Source organism: Streptomyces sp. ID05-26A, assembly GCF_033794685.1.
Taxonomy (GTDB): domain Bacteria; phylum Actinomycetota; class Actinomycetes; order Mycobacteriales; family Pseudonocardiaceae; genus Lentzea.
Window position 1 is genome coordinate 2,413,494 of record NZ_JARAYZ010000002.1, and the last position, 22,108, is coordinate 2,435,601.

Below are 22,108 nucleotides of genomic sequence, written 5' to 3' on the forward strand. Positions count from 1 at the left end.
ACCGCTGCCTGATCAATCTCATGAACTTCCCAAATACGCCGCCCGCTGAACCGTCGACAGAACCAGCTGCAAAACAACCATCAGCTTCGACATCCTCGACCCGCCAAGCCCTTGATCAACAGCCCAGTGCCTGACCACACGGCATTGGCACCAGCCCTGGCGGGTGGCGCCTGTCCGGCGGGTACGCAGAGTGGACCTTCGACGACCTGGCCGTTGCCGAGCGTCACCCGCATCACGTTGCTCACCACGGGGGCCCGCCGGGGTGGTCGGACCTGCCGCACATCTCGCCGCCGTCGATCTTCACCGCGAACGTGCCGTCGTGCAGCCGCGCGGGCGGTCCTGCTGCCGACGACAATGCACACCGCCGCGGCCGCTCGATCAATATTGGAACAACGAACATCCGCTCATGCCGCTGATCGTGTGCCGAGCAGAGACCCACTCATGCCGATGAGAGGAGGCAAGCCTCCTGGTCGCAACCGCGCGGTCCGGCTGCGGACTGAGAGCCCGCTGTCTATACCTTGCTCGCCACCACCATGTAGTTCTCGGCCTCAAGGTTGAACGTGCTCATTTCCGTCTGAAGTCCGACCCGGCGCAACTCGGCTTCGAGTTCTTCGTATCGGTAGGGCCAGCTCGACAGCAGTTCCGAGCGGGCAAGAACCGACCCGGCCGTGTCCACTTGCGCGATCGCAATCTCGATGTGGTGCTCGTCCTCCCAGTTGGGCGCGATGTCCCAGCGGTAGACCACGACGGCATCGCGCCCGTTCCGGCGGACGAGTCGGTCACTGATGTCCAGCCGGGAACCTCTGGCCCTCACGAGTTCCCACGTGCGGGAGGTGAGCACCAAGCGCCCGCCACGGCGCAGAAGCCGTGACATCGACTCCAGAGCAGCAACTCTGCCTCGCGCGCCCTCGGCATGGTGCAGCGAGTTGCCAACGCAGAACACCATGTCGAAGGTGTCGTCATCGAAATGGTCGGGCAACTCTTGCCAGTCCGCCCGCACTGTCCGGACAGATGCCCCGAACTCCTCGGACAACTCCGCGGTCCGACGAACCATCGCGTCGCTGGCGTCAGTTGCGACAACGTTCATGCCCAGACCGGCGAGGCCAACCGCCAACTGTCCGGTCCCGCACGAACAATCGAGGACGCGAGCGTTCGACGGCAGAAGACTGAGGACGTCATCGAACGACGCAGCGAACTCGGCCGGAGCCAGCTTTGCGTCTGAGATGAGCCACTCGTACACCTCGGCAAGCGCGTTATAGCTGCTCACACCTGCTACCTCCGTCACGCGGCAGACTCCCGGTGGACATCAGTACATCAGCGGAGCAAGTCGGTCCCCCAATGGTTTTCGCAAGGGCAACGCGTCCGCTCATGCCGCAGAGCGGGTTGATCGAGCGTGTTCATACCGATCAGCGGTGATGCGGTCGGCCGACGCGTGCCAACTCGAGCACCGAGATCGATTTCGTCACTCGTCGATGTCCCCGCGACGCTGACTCGCGGAGAAGTCCCGGATGTCTCCCGTACAGCTCTCGCGAAGGACCTGTTTACGGACCGGTCCCCAACACAGGAGTGTCACGCCTGGTATTCGAGCACGCCGGCGTTCACAGTTCGGGTCAATTCGCCACGTTCGACGAGAACGTCCAGGTGGGCGGCCGTCTCGCCGATGGCCAGCACCTGGTTGAACATGTCGAGATCGTCGAACCGGCGCTGCCGCCGCGTCCACCCGATCTTGCGCGCCGTCTCGAACGCGCTGCCGGCGACCGCCTTGCCGATCTCCTCCAGCCGCTGCTCGTGGAACCGCAGCAACTCGTCGACCCGCTCGTGCGAGCTGTCCGTCACCTCGCCGTGCGCGGGCAGCAGCTTCAGGTCCGGCAGCTCACGGGTGAGCCGCAGTGACGTCATGTAGTCGCCGAGCGGCAACTCGGGGCGCAGCGGCTCGAAGCCGATCGACGGCGTGATGTGCGGGAGCACGTGGTCGCCGGAGAACAGCACCTTCGCGTCGTGGTCGACGAACACGACGTGCCCGCGGGTGTGGCCGGGCGTCGGGATGACCTCGAGCCGGCGGTGCTCCAGGTCGACGGTGCTGCGGACGAGCCACTCGTCGGGCTCCTCGTAGTCGCGCAGGGCGTCGCCGCGGTCGACGTGGTGCATGATCTTGATCCACGTCTCGGCCAGCTCCCCCGCGCCCCACTTGCGCAGGTCACCGACGTGCTGGTCCTCCTGGCCGTGCAGCATGTGCAGCAACGACGGCTGCTCGCCGAGGCCGAGCCCGATCTTGCTGCCGAACGTCCTGCGCAGCGACACGGCCATCGTGAAGTGGTCGCGGTGGACGTGCGTGATGAGGAACCGCCTGATGTCCTCGAAGCCCTTGTTCAGGGTGCCGAGGGCGGCTTCCAGCTGGTCGCGCGCCTCGTCCAGCGCCCAGCCCGAGTCGACCAGGACGAGGCCGTCGCCGTCCTCGATCGCGTAGACGTTGACCGCGCGCAGCCCGTCGTTCGGCAGCGGCAGCGGAATCCGGTGCACACCTGGTGCGACCTCGAACGCGCCCGGCTCACTCCACACGCTCGCCCACCTCAACTGTTAGCGCTCGCAACTATCTACCGGACGGTAACACGGTATTCCGGGTGCTTGTCGATGTACTTGGCGACAAACGGGCACAACGGGGAGATCTTGACATCCCGGGTTTTCGCGTCGTCGAGCGCGTACTTCGCGAGCTGGGCGCCGAGGCCCTGACCGGCGTAGGCCTCGCCGACCTCGGTGTGCACGAGGGCGAGGACCCCGCCGACGTTCCGGTACTCGAGGAAGCCGGCGAGTTCGCCGTCGACGTGGACCTCGTAGCGGCTCTCGGACTCGTTGTTGGTGACCACATCAACCATCTTGCCTCGGAAGAGGGAAAATGGCGCGCATGGACGTCTACCTCCTGATCCTGGGTGACCACCTGCCCAACCCGTGCACAGGCCAGGAGGTCCCCCAGGCCGACCGGCTGCGCGCGATGGTCGAGCAGGCGGTCGTGGCCGAGGAGTCGGGGTTCGCGGGCGTCGCGATCGGCGAGCACCACTTCACCCGCTACATCGTGTCCGCGCCCGAGCTGCTGCTGGCGGCAGTGGCGGCGCGGACGTCCACGCTCCGGCTCTCGACCGGCGTGACGCTGCTCGCCCACCGCGACCCGGTGCTGGTGGCCGAGGCGCTGGCGACGCTCGACGTGCTGTCGGACGGGCGGGCGGAGCTGATCGTGGCGCGCGGGGTCGACCAGCAGACCGACGCGGCGTTCGGGGTGCAGCCCGGTGAGCTGCGGGCGCGGTTCGAGGAGCACCTGCGGTTGCTGCTCAAGCTGCTGGAGGAGCCCGGCGTGAGCTGGGACGGCAAGTTCCGCGGGCCGCTCAGCGAGGTGACGACGACACCGCGGCCCGTGCAGACGCCGCGGCCGACGGTGTGGATCGGGTCGGGGTCGGCGGTGTCGGCGGACCTGGGCGCCGAACTGGAGATGCCGCTGATGCTGCCGTCGACGTTGCGCGACCCGTCGATCTACCGCGAGGTGGTCGAACGGTACCGCGAGCGCTTCCCCGGCGGACGCGTCGGTGTGCCCAGCCATGTGTTCGTGGCGAACGACGACGCGCGGGAACGGTGGCGGCCTCACCTCGCCGAGTACGCGCGGTTCGCGGATCCGTGGCGCGGGGACGGCGACATCGATGTCGACGCCATCATGGACGGCTCGGCGGTGTGCGGGACGCCGGACGAGGTCGCGCGGAGGCTGAACGCGTTGGCGGAGCACCTGTCCATCGACACGCACCTCGTGATGGTGGACATCGGGGGCATGCCGCACGAATCGGTCGTCGAGACGATCCGGTTGTTCGGGGCGGAAGTGCTTCCGAAACTTGTTTAACGCGCGTGGTGCCAAGGGTTAACACAGGCCCGGCACCATTGACGTTGTGGGCATCAACGTCATCGGCATCACGCATCCCGGTCAGGCCGGGGCTCTCCCCGGCGGCACGAACGTGCTGGTGCTGGCCGATGACGGCACGTACGCCGACGAGTTCCTTGATGCCGACCTCCGTGCGCACCAGCTGGTGGTGCGCGCTCACGGGCGCGGGTCGGCGTTCTTCGGGGTGGCGGACAAAGCCCGTGAGCTGGGTGCGGACCGGGTCCTCTTCGGTGGTGTGCACGACACCGCCGCCTCTCTCGCCACCGGAGAGGACCCAGTGCTCGTGCTCGGCGTGCGACCGCCGGGAGGACCGATCGCGTGCAACGCGGCGTTCCTCGAGCATCTGGCCCGCTGGCCGCGGCCCGCCCGCGCCTACCGCGGCGACGTCGACCACTGGCTGGCCGAGAACGCCCTGCGCGAAGGCCTCCGGGTGGAATTGGTTTCCTGGCTGATGGAACCCACCGTCCCCATGCGACGGAAGTTGACGGCGTAGTCCTCCGAAGGCTGAAGACAGTGCCGCAGCAGTGAAATATCGTTTCCTCCTGCGACCATCCGTGCACGCGGTGCAGCTGAGAGTTCTCTCAGCGTGGCGACTCGGGCGGGGGCACCGGGGTTAATCTCAGGGTCGATCTCAGTGGAAGACCTGACCCTTCGGTGTGCCCGTGTCGCCGAAGATGGTGCGCACGAAAGCCATAGGAGGGGACAGAGAAGTGAGCGCGTCCGATGGAGTCGCGGCCAGAGCCGTCGACGTTTGGAAGTCATATGGGTCCGGCGACGCTGCCGTGACCGCGCTCGCGGGGGTGAGCGTCGACCTGGAGAAGTCCAGGTTCACCGCGATCATGGGCCCGTCGGGGTCCGGCAAGTCGACGTTGATGCACTGCCTCGCCGGGCTCGACGACGTCACCAGCGGTGAGGTGTGGGTCGGTGGCACGAAGGTCACCGGCCTGAAGGACCGCGGTCTCACGGAACTGCGGCGCGACAAGGTCGGTTTCATCTTCCAGCAGTTCAACCTGCTGCCGACGCTGACCGCGGAGGAGAACATCACGCTGCCGCTCGCGATCGGCGGCAAGAAGGTCGACAAGGCCTGGTTCGACGTCGTCGTGGACACGGTGGGTCTGAGGGACAGGCTGACCCACCGGCCGACGCAGCTGTCGGGCGGTCAGCAGCAGCGCGTCGCTTGTGCGCGTGCTCTGGTGTCACGGCCCGATGTCGTGTTCGCGGACGAGCCGACGGGCAACCTGGACTCGCAGTCCGGTGCCGAGGTGCTCGGTTTCCTGCAGCGCTCCGCCCGTGAGTTCGGGCAGACGATCGTGATGGTCACGCACGACCCGAACGCCGCGTCGTACGCCGACCGCGTCATCTTCCTCAAGGACGGCCACATCGTCCGCGAGCTGCTGTCGCCTTCGGCCGACGAGGTGCTCGAGACGATGAAGCACCTCGACTCCGTCGCGGTGCCGCATGCTTAAGGCGACTATCAAGAGCTTGCTGTCGCGCAAGCTCCGGCTGGTGCTGTCCGCGCTCGCGGTGGTGCTGGGCGTGATGTTCGTGTCCGGTTCGTTCGTGCTGACCGACACGCTGCAGCGGTCGTTCACCGACCTGTTCTCGTCGGCTTTCGCCAATGTGGACGTTTCGGTGTCGCCGAAGGCGGAGAAGGGCAAGGAACCCGAACCGCTGACACCACAGGCGATCACGGACGTGAAGTCGGTGGCGGGCGTGGCCTCGGCCGTCGGTGACGTGCAGGGGTCCGCACGGCCGATCGGCAAGAACGGCAAGGTCATCACCACGTCGGGCTCGCCGCGGTTCGGTTTCAACTGGACCGGTACCGGCCAGGAGAAGATCCGCGACGGCAAGGCTCCCGCGGCGGACGACGAGGTCGTCCTCGGCGGGTACCTCGCGACCACCGGTGGTTTCAAGGTGGGCGACGACATCGCGTTGCTGACGCTGGAGCCCAAGAAGACCTTCAAGGTCACCGGCATCTACGAGTACGCGGGCGGCCGCGACTCGCTGGGCGGCGAGCTCTCGGTGGCGTTCACCGAGCCGGTCGCGCAACAGTTGTTGCTGGGCAAGAAGGACGTTTTCTCCGGCATCACCGTCACGGCGGCGCAGGGCACCACGGACGACGCCCTGCGCGACGCGGTCGCGGCGAAGATGGGCTCCCGCTACGACGTCAAGACCGGTGCGGTGCTGGCGAAGGAGCAGGCCGACCAGATCAACGAGGGCCTGAAGTTCTTCAACTACGTGCTGCTCGGGTTCGCCGGCATCGCGTTGTTCGTCGGCATCTTCATCATCCTCAACACGTTCTCCATCATCGTCGCCCAGCGCACCCGCGAACTGGCGCTGCTGCGGTCGATGGGCGCCTCACGCGGCCAGGTCATCGGCTCGGTGGTGCTGGAGGCGTTGGTGATCGGCCTGATCGCGTCGATCGTCGGTCTCGGGGCGGGGGTCGGCGTCGGGGCGTTGCTCGCCACCATCTTCAGCTCGGTGGGCGGCAGCAGCCTGCAGCTCGCGGGCATCGGCGTGCCGATGTCGGCGATCATCTCGTCGTTCGCGGTGGGCATGATCGTCACCGTGGTCGCGGCGGTCATGCCGGCGCTGCGGGCGTCGCGGATCGCGCCGGTCGCGGCGATGCGCGAGGCGGCCACGCCGGACCGTCCGCTCACGAAGATCACGATCACGGGTGCGGCCGTCGCGGCCCTGGGCGGTACGTCGCTGGCGTTCGGCTTCAACCAGGCCTCGCTGCCGCTGATCTTCGGCGGCATCCTGGTGGCGTTCGTCGGTGTCGCGCTGCTGACCCCGATCCTGTCCAAGCCGATGGTGTCGCTGATCGGCCGGCTGCTGTCGTGGTCGATGCCGGGCCTGCTGGGCCGCCGCAACTCCGCGCGCAACCCGCGCCGGACCGCGATCACCGCGGCCGCGCTGATGGTCGGCATCTCGCTGATCACCGGCGTGAGCGTGGTGCTGACGTCGGCGACCAAGTCGATCGAGAAGCTGGCCTCCGGTCAGCTGCAGACCGACCTGATCATCTCCGGCGAGGGCCAGATGGAGGGCGCGGCGGCGACGTTCCAGCGGGACGTGCTGACGAAGATCGAGAAGACCGACGGCGTCAGGTCCGCGGTCGGCTGGTCGCAGGACGGCGTGCTGCAGGGCGAGAGCCAGATGTTCGCGGTCGGCGTCACCGACATGCCGGCGCTGACCACGATGTTCGCGCTCAAGCCGAAGTCCGGGACCATCGCTCCGCTCCAGGACGGCCAGGTCGCGCTGCCGGAGGAGATGGCGGCCGAGAAGGGCTGGACGGTCGGCAGCAAGGTCTCGCTGCAACTGGCCAAGGCCGCGCAGCCGCGGGACTACACGGTCGCCTTCATCTGGGCGAAGTCCCAGGTGCTGCAGGGCGCGCTCGTGCTGCCGGAGTCCGCGAGCGCGAACTTCCGGTCCGACCAGATCGCCCAGGCGTTCGTCCAGGTCGCTCCCGGCGTGTCCGCGGCGGACGTGCAGAAGCGCGTCGAGCCGTTGTTCACCGACAACCCGGAGATCACCGTCCAGGACCGCAGCGCGTTCGTGAAGCAGACGACCTCGCAGTTCGACACGGTCCTGCTGATGATCCAGATCCTGCTGGCGCTGGCGATCCTGATCGCCGTCCTCGGTGTCATCAACACCCTGGCGCTCTCGGTGATCGAGCGGACCCGTGAACTGGGTCTGCTGCGGGCCATCGGCATGCGGCGGTCGCAGGTCATGAGGATGATCACCGTCGAGTCGGTGGTGATCTCGGTGTTCGGCGCGGTGCTCGGCCTCGCGGTCGGGCTCGCCCTGGGCATCGCGACCGTGCAGGCGCTGAAGGACCAGGGCATCTCGGAGATCGGACTCCCCTGGGCCACCATGGTCCAGTACCTGGTGGTGGCGGCGTTCGTCGGCGTGATCGCGGCGATCCTGCCCGCGATCCGGGCGGCCAGGCTGAACGTGCTGGACGCGATCGCCTACGAGTAGGCGTGGAAAAGGGGCTGTGCCGGGCCGTCGCTGGCCGGCACAGCCCCTTCACGTCTTTCAGGCGTGCGGGCAGGTGTCCTTGTAGGCGCTGATGAGCGTGTTCGGCGCGGGGGCCGGGCACAGGAACTGGTCGTAGCGCACGTCGTCGTCCACGAACCGCTTGAGCCACGACAGCGTGTACTTCCGCACCGTCACGTTGTCGCTGCGAGGCGCCGAGTGGTCACCGCCGCGCAGTTCGAGGAACGCCTTGTCCGGCGCGGCCGTGATCGAGTTGTAGAACGGGGTCGAGTGCTGCGAGTTGGGCGCGGTGGGGTCGTTCTGGCCGCCGAGCACCAGGGTGGGCACCCGGACCGTCGACCAGCTCTTGGTGGTGTGCCAGCCGGCCATCGGGATCGAGGCCTGCAGCGCGGGACGGGTCGCGGAGGCGCGCAACGCTCCCCCGCCGCCCATCGAGTGACCCATCACGGCGAGGCGTGACGCGTCGACGCGCGGGTTGGTGCGGACCACGTGGTCCAGCGCGGCCAGCAGCTGACGGCCCCGGCTGTCGGGGTCGTCGAAGCCGGACAGGGTGTTGATGGTGATCACCACGAACCCGTAGGACGCCAGGCGCGGGCCGAAGTGCGCGACGGACGTCTGGGTGGCGGTGAAGCCGGGTGAGACGGCGATCGCGCCGAACGTGAGATCACTGGTCGGGGTGTAGACCGTGCCGCCGCCGAAGGTCGACTGGCGGGCGACGGCCGCGGACGTCACGGCGAAGGTGCCTCGGGAGGCCTCGACCGATGCGGCCGTGGGTGCGGGGCCGCGCTCGTAGGGGTTCGCCGCCGCGGTGGCGACGGCAGGGGCGGTGGCTGGGATCAGCGCCAGGACCAGCGCCGCAAGCATGGTTTTGATGCGCACGACGAAGACACCTCGATTGGTTGCAGGGGAACCAAAAGCGACGGCGAGGCACACGCTACCGCCCAGTAGCCCGGCGGGGATTCGGCCACTCGGATGGTTACCGGGATGTTTCGACGGCGTTCGACCGGACTTCGTCGAAATCGACGCGGTTACCGAGCGCAGCAGACCGGGACGTTGTCGTCCTGTCCCGTCACCGCAGCGGCGGTATGCCGCCAATCGGATGGCCCACGAGGGTGATCTCGTGCCCACTCGGAGACAGTTCCTCGTTCTGAGCTCCACAGCAGCACTCACCAGTCTGCTGTCCGAGACTCCCGCGTCCGCAGCCGAAACCGCGCAGCCGTACGCGTCCTACTGGCATCCGGCCACGATCCTGGACTGGGATCCCGCGACGGACCGGGACGCGCGGTACAACCGCAGCACGGTCCCGCTCGCGAGACGTGTCGTCCCGGCCAGACCGGCCAACGCGCACGCCCACCCCGCCGAGGCCCGAGTGCAGGCTCTGGTGGCCTACGCGCCGACGAGCGGCAACCCCGCCCAGGGCGCGCTCGACATGAACTACTACGCCACGAACTACTGGCAGTACATCGACGAACTGGTCTTCTGGGGCGGTTCCGCGTCCGAGGGCCTGATCCTCGCGCCGAACCCGACCGTCACCGACGCCGCGCACCGCAACGGCGTGCGGGTGATCGGCAACGTGTTCCTCCCGCCCACCGCGTACGGCGGCCAGATCCAGTGGGTCCGCGACTTCGTGAAGCGCGAGGGCGACCGGTTCCCCGTGGCGGACAAGATGATCCAGGTCGCCCGCCACCACGGGTTCGACGGCTGGTTCCTCAACCAGGAGACCGCCGGCGGCAACACCCAGCTCGCGAACGACATGCGTGACTTCATCGTGTACATGAAGAAGTCCGGGCTGCGGGTCATCTGGTACGACGCGATGACCGACACCGGAAGTGTCAGCTGGCAGAACGCCCTGACCGCGCGCAACAGGACGTTCTTCGAGCAGTCCGACGAGATGTTCATGAACTTCTGGTGGACCACGCAGGGTCTCGCGAACTCGGCGGCGCTCGCGCGGCAGATGGGCCGCAGTCCGTACGACCTGGCGTCCGGTGTGGACGTCGAGTCCAACGGCTACAACACGAGCGTCGGCTGGGCTTCGATGTTCCCCGAGAACAAGCCGCACGTGACCTCGCTCGGCTTCTACCGTCCGGAGTGGACGTTCAAGACGGCGACGAGCCCGGCCGACTTCTACGCCCGCGACAACAGGTTCTGGGTCGGCCCGAACGGTGACCCGGCGAACACCACCACGACGGCGACCTGGAAGGGCATCGCCCACTACATCACCGAACTCACGCCGATCACGCAGCTGCCGTTCGTCACGAACTTCAACACCGGCCACGGCAGGAAGTTCGCGGTCAACGGCATCCTCCGGTCGTCGCAGGCCTGGAACAACCTGTCGTTGCAGGACGTCCTGCCGACGTGGCGGTGGAGTGTCAGCGGTACCGGCACGAAGGTCACCCCGTCGCTCGACTGGGACGACCCGTACGACGGCGGCACCGCGCTGAAGATCACCGGTACGCCCCAGTCCACCAACGACGTCCGGCTGTTCGCGACGTCGCTGAAGCTGACCGGCGACAGCCAGTTCGAGATCGTGCACCGCACCGGCACCGGTCCGTCGCGGTTGCAGGCGATCCTGCGGTTCGGTGCCACCGAACGCGTCCTGGACCTCGGTGGCGTGAGCGGGGCGTGGCGGCGCAGCGTGTTCCCGCTCGGCGAGCACTCCGGCGCGACGCTCACGGAGATCTCGCTGCGGGTGCTGCCGGGAGCCGCGATCACCGCGCTCATCGGCCGGATCGGCGTCACGAACCCGGTCCTGACTCCCCCGGCGAGCCCGTCGAACGTCCAGGTCGAGCAGGTGAGCCGCACCAACGCCACCACGGCGTCGGCACGGCTCACCTGGACGCGCTCACCCGGTGCGAGGCAGTACCGGGTCTACAAGTGGACCGGTTCCGAGCGGATCTTCCTCGGTGGCACGGCGAACGACGCGTACTTCGTGCCGGCGATCCCGCTGAACTCCGGCGAGACCGCGCAGATCGAGGTCGAAGCGGTCAGCGAGGCGTTCGACGTCTCCCCACCCGCGCGGATCGCCCTCACTGGTACACCCTGACGTAGTCCAGCACCATGTCCTGCGGCAGCTGCGTCCCGGCCCCCGGCGGGCCGGGCCAGTCGCCGCCCACCGCGTTGTTGATGATCAGGAAGAACGGGTGGTCGTACACCCACGGCCCGCGCGTGGTCTCCAGGACGTTCCGGTCGACGGTGAAGAAGCGGTTGCCGTCCACGCTGAACGTCATGTGGCTGGAGTCCCACTCGACCGCGAAGGTCCGGAAGGCGCTGGAGGCCGGTTGACCGAGCTCCAACGGCGACCCGTACCCGCCGGCACCGAAGTAGGCGGGGGCGTGCAGCGTCGAGTACACGCGGTTCGGCTCCTTGCCGACGTGCTCCATGATGTCGATCTCGCCGGTGTAGGGCCACGGCCTGCGCTGGTCGAAGAAGTCCGCGCCCAGCATCCAGAACGCGGGCCACAACCCCTGCGTCGACGACACCTTGATGCGCGCCTCGACGCGGCCGTAGGTGAAGTTGAACTTGCCGTAGGTGTTGAGCCGCGCGGACGTGTACTGGCAGGTCCCGCTGCCGCTCACCGGATCCACCGGGCACGCGCTGCCGGGAGTGACCTCCCGCCGTGCCTGCAACACCAGGTTGCCGTTGCCGTCGTGCCGGGCATTGTTGTTGTTCGTGTAGTACTGCAGTTCGTTGTTGACGCCGGGTCCGGTCTCCGGCGTCCACTTCGAGGCGTCCGGCCCGGTGCTCGCGGGCGCGTTGAACTCGTCCGCCCACACCAGCCGGCCGGGGAACGACGGGTTCGGCGGCAGCGGTGGTGGCGTGATTGGAGCACCGCCCGTGCCGTAGACCTGGAACTCCCACAACGAGTAGCCGTAGCCGTTCGACCTGGCCGTGCCGTACATCCGCACGTACCGGCCGGTGCCGCTGACCGTCAGCGTTTCCTTGAAGCCACGGCCGGTGGTCGTCGAGTAGATCTCGCGCCAGCTGGAGTTGTTGTCCGACACCTCGATCCGGTACGCGGTGGCGAACGCCGGGTCCCACTGCAGCACGACCTTCGAGATCTGCGCGGGTGCGCCGAGGTCGACGGAGATCCAGCCGGGGTCGACCCAGCCGTTCGTCGGGTTCGTCGCCCAGCGGGTCGCCGGATCGCGGTCGAACGCCTTGGCCGGCGTGCACCCGCCGCAGTTCGGGTCGTCCTGGAACGTCGAGGCGGCACCGGACTTCCCGTACGACAGCAGGTTTTCCCCGCCGCCACCGTCGCGGGTGCCGAACACCTGGAACTCCCACAGCGAGTAGCCCCACTGGGTCGCCCGCGCGGTGAGGTCGAGGCGCACGTACCGGCCGGTGCCGGTGACCGGAAGTGTCTCGGTGCCACCGGGTCCGGTCGTCGTTCGACGAAGTTCCTGCCAGTTCGTGCCGTCCGGTGAAATGCTCAGCGTGTAGGCCCGCGCACTCGCGGTCTCCCACGCCAGCACCACCTGGTCGACGCGCGCCGACGAGCCGAGGTCGATCTGGATCCATTGCGGGTCACCGAACGCGCTGGACCAGCGGGTGCCGAGATCACCGTCGACCGCCGCGGTGGCGGCGAAGGCGACGTTCTCGCTGCTGGAGGCGGTGACCGGGCGGTTCTGCGAGATCAGCGGACCGGCGGCGGACGCTGTCGTCGGGACTGTCAGAGATACCGCGACCACCGCCGCGACCAGTAGCGGAAATCTTCCGCGTTGAAGCCTTCCTGACATTGCTGCTCCTGGGGCCGGAGAACGAGCGAGGACGGCGAGAGAGCGCTCTCTGCGACAGGAGTTCAGCACCGAGAGTCAGGGCACCGATCGCGTCCTGTCAAGAAAACCGGGACTTCTGAACGTTTCTTGCGGATTGACGGCCGATTACGACCTGCGCCATGCTCGATTGGCGTGAGAGCGCTCTCCCAATCCTGCTGCGGAGAGGAAAGCTTCAATGAGGAAGCCCTTGTTCCACATCGCCGCCGTCATCGGGCTGATAGCCACAGCACTCAGCATTCCCGTTGCGGCACAAGGAGAACCAGTCCGCGTGGCCGAGTTCCTCGCGGAGTGTCCGATCAGCCACCGGCTGGCGGACGACCCGATCGTGCTGCCGAACCTGGCCGGTGCCTCGCACTTCCACGACTTCTTCGGCAACCACTCGACGAACGCCCGGTCCACCCAGCAGTCGCTGGAGGGCCAGACCGGCAACTGCAACCCGGCCTCGGACATCTCGTCCTACTGGGTGCCGACGTTGTACCGGAACAACACGGCGATCGCACCGACCGGCGTCACCTTCTACTACCTCGGCGAGGGCGTGAACAACCCGGCGGCGATCCAGCCGACGCCGTACGGGTTGAAGATCGTCGCGGGCAACGCGAAGGCCACGGGTGATACCGACAGCATCGCGCGCTGGTCCTGCCTGCACGCCGGACACGTCAACCCGTCCAAGAACTTCGTGACCTGCCCGGCGGGCACGATGCTCGAGACCTACCTGGACTTCCCGCAGTGCTGGGACGGCCGCAACCTCGACTCGGCCGACCACAAGTCCCACATGTCCTACCCGGTCGCGGGCGGCTGCCCGTCGAGCCACCCCGTCTCCGTGCCGAAACTGCGCATGGTGCTGCGGTATCCGGTCAACGGCAGCACCGCCGGACTGCGACTCGCCTCCGGTACGGGACAAACGATGCACGGTGACTTCTTCAACGTGTGGCCGCGCGCCGAAATGGAACGCCGCGTCCGCAACTGTCTCAACGTGGTGATCAAGTGCGACCACAACGGCAACCACGGATGACAGTGCTCCTGCTGGCAGGCCTTCTCGCGGCCTGCCAGCAGGCTCCACCCCCTCCCCTCCCGCAACCGGCGCCGCAGAACGGTTACGGCGCAACGGAAAGAGCGTTCGTCGAACTGGCGATCGCCACCGACGAGCAGGCGCTCAAGCTGCTCGACCTCACCGACTCCGCGGAGCTGAAGCAGAACCGGACCGTCGAGCTCACCGAACTGAGGAAGCTGCTCGACGCGCCGTACGTGAACAACCACGCCGGGCACGACATGCCGGGCATGCCGACGGACGCCGAGATCCAGCTCGCCGCGACCAGCCCGGACGCGTTGAAGCAGTTCGTGCGCACCCACCTCACGGAATCCCTCGAAGTCGTGCGGTCGGCGGGGTCGGCCATCACCCACCCGCCGACCGCCGAGGTCGTCAAGCTGATGGAACGCCACCGCACGGCGGAACTGGCGGCCGGGTGAAGCGCGTGACGCTGGAGGAGGTGGCTCGGGTGGCCGGTGTGTCGCGCGCGACCGCGTCGAGAGTCGTCAACGGCGCCTCCAGCGTCGACGAGTCACTCCGGCACGCCGTGCAGAAAGCCATCTCCAGCACCGGTTACCTGCCCAACATCGCCGCCCGTTCCCTGGTCACGCGCCGGGCCGACGCGATCGGGTTGCTGCTGCCCGACGAACGCCGCATGGACGGCGACCCGCACCTCGCGAGCGTCGTCAGCGGCGTGACCCGCGTCGTGCGCCCGCTCGGCATCCACCTCGTGCTGATGATGACCGGGCCGGGGACCCGCGAGCAGGCGCTGAGCGACCTGCGGTGCGGACGGCTGGACGGCGTGATCCTCGTGCACACGGACCCGGCGGACCCGGTCCCCGGTCAGCTGATCGCGGCGGGGCTCCCGGTCGTGCTGGCCGGCCGTCCGCTCAAGCCGATGCCGATCACGTACGTCGACGTGAACCAGACGGCCGGTGCCGCGTTGGCCGGACGCCGCCTCAAGTCGTTGCAGTGCAACAGGATCGCGACGATCACCGGCCCGCAGGACACCGCGGCGGGCCAGGACCGGCTCGCCGGGTTCCTCGCCGAGGTGCCGGACGCCGTGGTGGTGCACGGGGACTTCACCCGCCAGTCCGGCATCGCCGCGATGGAGCGGCTGCTCCGCTGCTGCCCGGACGTCGACGGCGTGTTCATCGCCTCGGACCTGATGGCGAACGGCGCCATCCCCGTGCTGCACCGCAGCGGCCGCAAGGTGCCCGCGGACGTGGCCGTCGTCGGGTTCGACGACAGCAGTGCCGCGCTGACGTCCGAACCCGAGCTCACGACGGTCCGGCAGCCCATCAGCGACATGGCGGCGGAGATGGCCCGTCAGCTGCTGCGGCAGATCGAGCAGCCGCGCTCCCCCGCCACGTCGGTGATGTTCGAACCCTCACTGGTGGTGCGGGACAGCGGCTGATCATGCGCCGCGCTGACGCACCGGCATGTCCCGGGCGATCGCCCACGTCCCGGCCAGCGCGACCACGAACGACACCGCCAGCACCCCGTACAGCCCCTGCCCGAGCAGGTCCGGGACGTCGTCGAGGAACGGCAGGTTCCCCGAGCCGGGCATCCGCACCCGCGTCGCGACCACGAGCGCCAGTGCGACCGGCAGGACGAAGATCCCACCCGCGCCGAACCTGTCGAACGCCGCCGCGCAGAGCATGCCGACAGCGATCCACACCAGGTACATCAGGAGGTACCCGAGCTGGGTGGCGTGCTCGTCCGCACGCCAGTCCATGAGCGAGTAGATCCCTCCCTCGACGAGGAACCCGAGCCACTCGGCCAGCGTCATCACCAGCGCGAGCACGACGGAGAACCCTGACGCCGCAACGAGGAACTCACGGCGCGTGCGGCCGTGCGCGACGGCGATCGGCAGCACGTTGTGGATCGCGTAGACGCCCATGAACAACAGGAACCACGGCCCGATCTGGGACGCGACCACGTTCCACGCGCTGATCTCGACGTCGCGGAAGAGCGAGACGGCGAACGTCAGCGCCACGACGAACGCGAACGCGCCGCCCGCGACCAGCGCGGAGAACGTGACGAGGGCGGTGGTCAGGTGGCGGAAGGTCTTCACCGCTTGCCTCCGACCGGTTCGGTGAGGTGGACGAACAGGTCCTGCAACGCGATCGGCCCCAGTTCCAGGCCGAGCTGACGAGCGCGGACCAGTTGCCCGTCGTCCAGTGCGCCGTAGACCATCGCGGCCTTGGTGCGTCCCAGCGACTTCTCGCCGAGGACGGTCAGCCCGGCCGTGAACTCGTCGACGTCGGTGGCGTTGCCGGTGACCTCGGTACCGCGCGAGCGCAGCACGTCGGCCTCCTCCTGCAGCACCAGCCGGCCGGCGTCGATGATCAGCACCTCGCCAGCGCCGACATCAGACTGGTCTTGCCCGCGCCGTTGCGGCCGAGCAGACCGTAGATCTTGTTGCCCGACAACGAGAAGCTCATGTCGTCGATGGCGACCGTGTCGCCGTAGCGAACCGTTAAGCCCTGCACGTCGACCCGCATCACACGCCCCCGTTGTTCTCGTACTGTTCGATCCGGCGGATGACCTCGGCGAGCGGAATGCCGATGGCCCGCGCCTCCGCGACCATCGGGTCCACGACCTCGCCGAAGAAGGTCTCCCGCCCCTGTGCCCGCAGCATGTCGCGAGCCTGCGCGCCCACGAACATCCCGATCCCCCTCTTCTTGTAGAGCACCTGTTCGTCCACGAGCTGCTGAAAGGCCTTCGCCGCGGTGGCCGGGTTGATCCGGTAGTAGGAGGCGTACTGGTTGGTCGACATGACCTGTTCGTCCGCCTTCAACGCCCCGCTGAGCACGTCCGCCTTGATCCGTTCGGCGATCTGCCGGTAGATCGGGCTCCGGTCGTCGAACATCGGTTACTTCCTCGGTTCGTTACTCATGTAATGAACCATAGCAGCACCGAGGTAGCATTGACCACGTGGTCGGGGTCGCGATCGTCTGCGCGGTGCTCGCGGCCGGGTGCAGCGCACTCGGCGCGATGTGGCAGCACGCCGGTGTGCGGGAGACCCCGGACCTGAAGCTGACTTCCGCGCACCAGCTCGTGCGTTCTCGCCGCTGGGTTCAGGGATTCCTGGTGCTCTTCGCGTGCGCGGTGCTGCAGGTCGTCGCGCTGGCACTGGCCCCCGTGTCGGTGGTCGCGCCGCTGAACGCGCTGGCCATCCCGATCATCGCGGTGGCCCGGGCGCGCCGACTGACCGGGCTGCTCGCCGTCGCGGTGCTGGTGGCGACGGCCGGGATCGTGGTGTTCGTGTCCATCACGGCGGGCGCGGCGGTGCCGACCGAGGTCTCACCGAAGGTGGCACTGCAGGCCGGGCAACTCGTCGTCGCGGGCGTGCTCGTGTGCGTCGTCGCCGCGACGTTCACGGCGGGGGCGATCCGGGCGCTGGCACTCGCGATCGGTGCCGGCATCGCGTACGGACTGGTCGCCGTGCTGGTCAGGGACGTCACGACCGCGTTGCCCGTGGTCGAGTGGGTGTCCCTCGGCGGGCTGGCCGTCGCCTTCCTGACCGGGGCGTGGTTCATCCAACTCGGGTACGCCGCCGGACCGCCGGACCTCGTCGTGGCCGGGCAGACGGTCGTGAATCCGATCGTGGCGGCGTGGATCGGCATCAAGCTGCTCGGCGAGGGCACCGGCATGAGCGCGCTGTCGCAGGCGGGCCTCGTGATCAGCGCGGTGGCGGCGGTGACCGGAACCGTCGTGCTGGCCTACTACCACCGGGTCCGGGTCGACGCCTGACCCGATGGACTACTTGACCGACTGGAGCGCCGGTTCGGCCTGGTGCTGCTGGACCCGGAGCAGCACCGAGTCGAGGATCTCGCCGACGCGCACCGCCGTGTTCGACAGCAGCGACGACGTGATGCCGTGCGTGTGTTCGGTGCCGCCCTGCAGGTAGATGCCGCCGCGCAGGCCGTCGCCGGTGACGACGCGGTAGTCGCGGGTCACCTTCAGGCGGCCGCTCTCGTCGCGTTCGCAGTGGCGGGCGAGGTCACCGAGCAGCCTGACGGGGTTGGCCGGCCGGTAGCCCGTCGCGTACACGATCACGTCGGCGTCGATCGGCAGCCGGCCGCCGTCCGCGAGCGACTCGACGACGCACTTGCCGTCGGCCGTCACGTCGACGAGCCTGGAAGTGTTGTGCAGCAACAACCTCTGCCGTCCGACGACCTTCTCGCCGTACACCCGCCGGTAGAGCTTCTCGATCAGGTCGCCGTCGACCACGCCGTAGTTCGTGTTGGCGTGGTAGCCCATGAGCCTGCGCTTGACCTCTTCGGGCGCGGAGTAGAAGTCGTCCACCGCCGCGGGGTCGAAGATCCGGTTCGCGAACGAGCTGTCGTCGGCGGGGCTGTAGCCGTACCGCGCGAAGACGCCGTGCACCTCGGCCTGCGGGAACCGGTCGTGGAAGAACGCCACGGCCTCCGCCGCGCTCTGCCCCGCGCCGACCACGACGACCTGACGCGGGTCCTTCAGCGTGTCGACGCGCGCGAGCAGGTCCTTGTTGTGCCAGACCCGGTCGCTCGTCTCGATGCCGTCGGGCAGGGTGGCCTCGAGCCCGGTCGCCAGCACCAGGTTGCGCGTCCTGACCCGCTGCTCCCCCGCGGTGAACTCGAACCCCTCGTCCACGGCGCGGACCTCGGAGACCTCCGTGCCGTACGACACGTGGTGCCCGACCCGTTCGGCGGCCCACTCGAAGTAGTCGTGGAACTCCTTGCGCAGCGGGAAGAGGTTCTTGTGGTTGACGAAGTCGATCAACCGCCCGCGGTCGCGCAGGTAGCACAGGAAGCTGAAACCACTGGTGGGATTGCGCAGGGTGACGAGGTCCTTGAGGAACGAGACCTGCATGGTCGCGTCCTCGAGCAACATCCCCCGGTGCCAGCCGAACCGCGGCTGCCGCTCGAAGAAGCGGGCCCGGACGGGCAGGTCGTGTTCCTCCACGGCGATCGCGAGAGCGAGGTTGGACGGCCCGAAGCCTATTCCGGCCAGGTCTAACACCGGTTCCATCGCGATCCTCTCCTGGCACTCCACCGTGGCGTAAAGTGACCCTAACTTAACTTAGGTATGCCTTAGCTAGTGCATTCGGGCGTGATCTACGCCGCTGGGGCACCGAAAGGCGTCACTGAAGTGGCCAGGAGAGGCGAAGGGCACCACGCGGACGCTCGGCGCAGGTCTGCGCCTTCGGGCGTGGCCACCCAGGAGTGGAACCGGCCCGGCCGTCGTGGGGGCGCATGAGTTCCACGACGGCCGGGCCGGAGATCAGGAGTTGCGGGGCCGGGTGATCAGGTCCCGGAACCACCGCGCGCTCTGCTTCAAGGTCCGCCGCTGGGTCTCGTAGTCGACCCGGACGATGCCGAACCGCTTGCCGTAGCCGTAACCCCACTCGAAGTTGTCCATCAACGACCACGCGAGATACCCGCGCACGTCCGCACCGGCCCGCACGGCAGCGGCCACGGCCGAGATGTGCGACTTCAGGTAGTCGACGCGGTCGGCGTCGGCGACGTGGCCGTCCTCGACGTCGAGGTCGTCGAAGGCCGCGCCGTTCTCGGTGATCACCATCGGCACGCCGTAGTCCTCGTGCAGGCGGACCAGCAACGACGTGAAGCCCTCCGGCACGATCTCCCAGCCCATCGCGGTGACGGGACGGCCCTGCGGCACCACCTCGGACACGGCCGGGTCGCCGGTCGCCTTGTGGACGTGCGAGGTGTAGTAGTTCACGCCGAACACGTCCAGCGGGGTCGAGATGATCTCCAGGTCGCCCTCCCGCACCGGGAGTTCGGCACCGCGTGCGGCGATGTCGGCCAGCACGTCCGCCGGATAACGCCCGTGCACCAACGGATCCATGTAGATCCTGGTGCCCAGGCCGTCCGCGCGACGGGCCGCGTCCACGTCGCGCGGGTCGTCCGAGGCGGCCGAGTGGGTGCCCATGTTCAGCGTGATGCCCAACGATGCCACGCCCCGGGAACGCAGTTCCCGCGCGGCCAAGCCGTGTGCCAGCAGCAGGTGGTGCGTGGCGCGCATGGCCTCCGCGAAGTTCGTGCGGCCCGGCGCGTGCCTGCCGACGTCGTAGCCCAGCATCGCCGAGCACCACGGCTCGTTCAGCGTCGTCCACGTCGGCACGCGGTCGCCCAGCGCGTCGTGCACGAGGCCCGCGAACTCGGCGAAGCGGTAGGCGGTGTCGCGGTGCGGCCAGCCGCCCGCGTCCTCCAGTTCCTGCGGCAGGTCCCAGTGGTAGAGCGTCAGCCACGGGTCGACGCCCTTGTCCAGCAGTTCGTCGACGAGCCTGGAGTAGAAGTCGATGCCCTTGGCGTTCACCGGGCCGCGGCCGCCGGGCTGGATGCGCGGCCACGACACGGAGAAGCGGTACTTGTCGACGCCCAGGCCCGCGATCATCGCCACGTCGGCCGGCATGCGGTGGTAGTGGTCGCAGGCAACGTCCCCGGTCTCACCGTTCACGACGGCGCCGGGACGGCGGGAGAACGTGTCCCAGATGGACGGTGTCCGGCCGTCCTCGTCCCACGCTCCCTCGATCTGGTACGCCGAGGTCGCGACCCCCCAGAAGAAGTCCGCGGGCAGGCCCTCAAGAGGATCAGGTGCGATCACCTCAGACATGGACACCCTCCAGCCAGCACGCCACGCGGCGCGTCTCGTCGACGGACTCGAGCGACGGCATCCGGTCCCCGCACACGTCCATCGCGGACGGGCACCGCGGGTGGAACGGGCAGCCCGGCGGCATCGAGCGCAGGTCCGGCGGTGAGCCCGGGATGCCCTTCAGCTCACGACGCGGGCCGCGCAACGCCGGGAACGACGAGAGCAGGCCCTGGCTGTACGGGTGCTTGGCGGCGCGGTAGATCTCCCCCGCCGGCGCCTCCTCGACCACCCGGCCGCCGTACATGATCGCGATCCGGTCGGAGAACTCGACCAGCAGCGAGATGTCGTGGGTGATGAAGATGATCGAGAAACCGAGCGTCTCGCGCAGCCGCATCATCTGGCCGAGGATCTGCCGCTGCACCACCACGTCCAGCGCGGTCGTCGGCTCGTCCATGATGACGATCTCGGGTTCGAGCGCGAGCGCCATCGCGATCATCACGCGCTGCCGCATGCCACCGGAGAGCTGGTGCGGGTACGCCGTCAGCCGATCGGTCGGGATGCCCACCAGGCCCAGCAACTCGCGGGCGCGGGCGGTGCGCGCCGGCCGTTTCATCTCCGGCCGGTGGGTGCGCAGCACGTCGTCGAGCTGGGTGGCGACCGAGATGACCGGGTTCAGGGCGTTCATGGCGCCCTGGAACACGATCGAGATCTCGCTCCACCGCAGCACCTGCAGTTCCTTGTCGCTCAGCGACAGCAGGTCCTTGCCCTTGAACAGCACCTCTCCCGACGGCACGCGTCCCGGCGGTTGCAGCAGCCTGGTCGCGGCGTAGGCCAAGGTGGACTTCCCGCTGCCGCTCTCCCCCGCGAGCCCGAGCACCTCGCCCTTGTTCAGCGTGAGCGTGACGTTGTGCACGGCACGCAGGGTGCCGTAGTCGACCGAGAGATCGCGGATCTCCAGCACCGGGCTCATGCGCGCACCTTCCGCAGCCGGGGATTCGCGTACTCGTCGATCCCGAAGTTGATCAGTGCCAGCGCCGTGCCCAGCAAGGCGATGCACAGGCCGGCGGGGACGAACCACCACCACGCGCCCAGGCCGAGCGCCTGGTTGCTCTGCGCCCAGAACAGGATCGTGCCCCAGTTCCAGGTCGACAGCGAGATGACGCCGACGAACGACAGCGTGATCTGCAGCATGACCGCGAAGATCACCGTGCCGACGAAACCGGAGCCGATGACGGCCAGCAGGTTCGGCAGCACCTCGAACACGATGATGCGCCACGTGCGTTCACCGGACGCCCGCGCGGCCTCCACGAAGTCCCTGCGGCGCAACGACATCGTCTGGGCGCGCAGGACCCGCGCACCCCACGCCCACGCGGTCAGGCTGATCACCGCGGCGATCAGCACGGTGTCCGCCGACGGCAGCATCGAGGCCACGATGATGATCAGCGGCAGTGCCGGGATCACCAGGAAGACGTTGGACAGCATGGACAACGCCTCGTCGGCGGCGCCGCCGAGGAACCCCGCGGTCACCCCGACCAGGATCGACAGGAAGGTCGCGAGCACACCGCAGACCAGCCCGACGACCATCACTCCCCTGGTGCCCACGAGCACCTGGGAGAAGATGTCCTGCCCGGTCATGGTCGTGCCGAACCAGTGCGCCACCGACGGCGGAGACAACAGGTCGTCGCTCATCGCGGACGGGTCGTACGGCGCGATCCACTCGCCGATCACCGCGATCAGCGTGAAGAAGGCGAGGATGCCCAGGCCCAGCTTGGTCTTGAAGTTCAT

At 68.3% G+C, this 22,108-nt stretch carries 22 protein-coding genes; 9 read left to right on the forward strand and 13 right to left on the reverse strand.

The annotated features are described in order from the left end of the window. Window positions 1-511: 511 nt before the first annotated feature. The 3 genes from PV646_RS26645 to PV646_RS26655 all read right to left on the reverse strand — a co-directional run bounded on the left by PV646_RS26645 (window position 512) and on the right by PV646_RS26655 (window position 2,864). The gene (locus PV646_RS26645) at window positions 512-1,285 is read right to left on the reverse strand and encodes a class I SAM-dependent methyltransferase (protein ID WP_500344921.1); all 774 of its coding nucleotides are present in this window, start codon (window positions 1,283-1,285) and stop codon (window positions 512-514) included. Window positions 1,286-1,569: 284 nt separating this feature from the next. Next, the gene (locus PV646_RS26650; protein ID WP_500344922.1) at window positions 1,570-2,559 is read right to left on the reverse strand and encodes an MBL fold metallo-hydrolase; all 990 of its coding nucleotides are present in this window, start codon (window positions 2,557-2,559) and stop codon (window positions 1,570-1,572) included. Between the two features lie 35 nt (window positions 2,560-2,594). Then, complete coding sequence (locus PV646_RS26655; RefSeq protein ID WP_500344923.1) at window positions 2,595-2,864, reverse strand: GNAT family N-acetyltransferase; 270 nt, start codon at window positions 2,862-2,864, stop codon at window positions 2,595-2,597. A gap of 38 nt (window positions 2,865-2,902) precedes the next feature. On the opposite strand from PV646_RS26655, the gene PV646_RS26660 reads away from it, so the two are divergent. The 4 genes from PV646_RS26660 to PV646_RS26675 all read left to right on the forward strand — a co-directional run bounded on the left by PV646_RS26660 (window position 2,903) and on the right by PV646_RS26675 (window position 7,900). Next, window positions 2,903-3,880: an LLM class flavin-dependent oxidoreductase gene (locus tag PV646_RS26660; RefSeq protein WP_500344924.1), complete on the forward strand. Its 978-nt coding sequence runs from the start codon at window positions 2,903-2,905 to the stop codon at window positions 3,878-3,880. A gap of 46 nt (window positions 3,881-3,926) precedes the next feature. Next, complete coding sequence (locus PV646_RS26665) at window positions 3,927-4,412, forward strand: hypothetical protein (RefSeq protein ID WP_500344925.1); 486 nt, start codon at window positions 3,927-3,929, stop codon at window positions 4,410-4,412. A gap of 181 nt (window positions 4,413-4,593) precedes the next feature. Then, window positions 4,594-5,385, forward strand: a complete 792-nt coding sequence (locus PV646_RS26670; RefSeq protein WP_500345089.1) for an ABC transporter ATP-binding protein — start codon at window positions 4,594-4,596, stop codon at window positions 5,383-5,385. Beyond that, a complete protein-coding gene (locus PV646_RS26675; protein ID WP_500344926.1) occupies window positions 5,378-7,900 on the forward strand; it encodes an ABC transporter permease in 2,523 nt (840 codons plus the stop codon). Before PV646_RS26670 ends, PV646_RS26675 begins: the two co-directional genes overlap by 8 nt. 57 nt (window positions 7,901-7,957) lie before the next feature. Here PV646_RS26675 and PV646_RS26680 read toward each other — a convergent pair whose 3' ends face one another. Continuing rightward, a complete protein-coding gene (locus PV646_RS26680; RefSeq protein WP_500344927.1) occupies window positions 7,958-8,797 on the reverse strand; it encodes a dienelactone hydrolase family protein in 840 nt (279 codons plus the stop codon). A gap of 241 nt (window positions 8,798-9,038) precedes the next feature. Here PV646_RS26680 and PV646_RS26685 point away from each other — a divergent pair, with 241 nt between their 5' ends. Continuing rightward, window positions 9,039-10,961, forward strand: coding sequence for an endo-beta-N-acetylglucosaminidase (locus tag PV646_RS26685; RefSeq protein ID WP_500344928.1), 1,923 nt, complete (start codon window positions 9,039-9,041; stop codon window positions 10,959-10,961). Here the strand turns inward: PV646_RS26685 and PV646_RS26690 are convergent. Then, window positions 10,945-12,654, reverse strand: a complete 1,710-nt coding sequence (locus PV646_RS26690) for a discoidin domain-containing protein (protein WP_500344929.1) — start codon at window positions 12,652-12,654, stop codon at window positions 10,945-10,947. The genes PV646_RS26685 and PV646_RS26690 overlap by 17 nt on opposite strands. 214 nt (window positions 12,655-12,868) lie before the next feature. Between PV646_RS26690 and PV646_RS26695 the strand changes: the two genes are divergently transcribed. The 3 genes from PV646_RS26695 to PV646_RS26705 are packed head-to-tail and all read left to right on the forward strand — an operon-like array spanning window position 12,869 to window position 15,137. Next, window positions 12,869-13,705 carry a DUF1996 domain-containing protein gene (locus tag PV646_RS26695; protein WP_500344930.1) on the forward strand — a complete coding sequence of 279 codons (837 nt, stop codon included), beginning with the start codon at window positions 12,869-12,871 and terminating at the stop codon, window positions 13,703-13,705. After that, window positions 13,702-14,160, forward strand: a complete 459-nt coding sequence (locus PV646_RS26700) for a hypothetical protein (protein WP_500344931.1) — start codon at window positions 13,702-13,704, stop codon at window positions 14,158-14,160. The genes PV646_RS26695 and PV646_RS26700 overlap by 4 nt, the downstream gene beginning before the upstream one ends. Then, the gene (locus PV646_RS26705; RefSeq protein WP_500344932.1) at window positions 14,157-15,137 is read left to right on the forward strand and encodes a LacI family DNA-binding transcriptional regulator; all 981 of its coding nucleotides are present in this window, start codon (window positions 14,157-14,159) and stop codon (window positions 15,135-15,137) included. Before PV646_RS26700 ends, PV646_RS26705 begins: the two co-directional genes overlap by 4 nt. On the opposite strand, the gene PV646_RS26710 is transcribed toward PV646_RS26705, so the two are convergent. From PV646_RS26710 to PV646_RS26725, 4 genes are read right to left on the reverse strand one after another with little or no spacing between them, the layout of a single operon-like run. Beyond that, complete coding sequence (locus PV646_RS26710; protein WP_500344933.1) at window positions 15,138-15,797, reverse strand: hypothetical protein; 660 nt, start codon at window positions 15,795-15,797, stop codon at window positions 15,138-15,140. Beyond that, complete coding sequence (locus PV646_RS26715) at window positions 15,794-16,078, reverse strand: hypothetical protein (protein WP_500344934.1); 285 nt, start codon at window positions 16,076-16,078, stop codon at window positions 15,794-15,796. Before PV646_RS26715 ends, PV646_RS26710 begins: the two co-directional genes overlap by 4 nt. After that, entirely contained in the window at window positions 16,072-16,227 is a 156-nt protein-coding gene (locus PV646_RS26720; RefSeq protein WP_500344935.1) for an ATP-binding cassette domain-containing protein, read from the reverse strand. The genes PV646_RS26715 and PV646_RS26720 overlap by 7 nt, the downstream gene beginning before the upstream one ends. Beyond that, window positions 16,227-16,595: a GntR family transcriptional regulator gene (locus PV646_RS26725; protein WP_500344936.1), complete on the reverse strand. Its 369-nt coding sequence runs from the start codon at window positions 16,593-16,595 to the stop codon at window positions 16,227-16,229. Before PV646_RS26725 ends, PV646_RS26720 begins: the two co-directional genes overlap by 1 nt. A gap of 65 nt (window positions 16,596-16,660) precedes the next feature. Here PV646_RS26725 and PV646_RS26730 point away from each other — a divergent pair, with 65 nt between their 5' ends. Next, entirely contained in the window at window positions 16,661-17,479 is an 819-nt protein-coding gene (locus PV646_RS26730; protein ID WP_500344937.1) for a DMT family protein, read from the forward strand. 9 nt (window positions 17,480-17,488) lie between these two features. Here the strand turns inward: PV646_RS26730 and PV646_RS26735 are convergent, their stop codons facing one another. The 4 genes from PV646_RS26735 to PV646_RS26750 form a co-directional block, all read right to left on the reverse strand. Then, window positions 17,489-18,739 (reverse strand): lysine N(6)-hydroxylase/L-ornithine N(5)-oxygenase family protein, encoded by a 1,251-nt coding sequence (locus PV646_RS26735; protein ID WP_500344938.1) that lies wholly within the window; start codon window positions 18,737-18,739, stop codon window positions 17,489-17,491. Window positions 18,740-18,991: 252 nt separating this feature from the next. Continuing rightward, a complete protein-coding gene (locus PV646_RS26740; protein WP_500344939.1) occupies window positions 18,992-20,344 on the reverse strand; it encodes a GH1 family beta-glucosidase in 1,353 nt (450 codons plus the stop codon). Beyond that, window positions 20,337-21,293: an ABC transporter ATP-binding protein gene (locus PV646_RS26745; RefSeq protein ID WP_500344940.1), complete on the reverse strand. Its 957-nt coding sequence runs from the start codon at window positions 21,291-21,293 to the stop codon at window positions 20,337-20,339. Before PV646_RS26745 ends, PV646_RS26740 begins: the two co-directional genes overlap by 8 nt. Then, complete coding sequence (locus PV646_RS26750) at window positions 21,290-22,108, reverse strand: ABC transporter permease (protein ID WP_500344941.1); 819 nt, start codon at window positions 22,106-22,108, stop codon at window positions 21,290-21,292. The genes PV646_RS26745 and PV646_RS26750 overlap by 4 nt, the downstream gene beginning before the upstream one ends.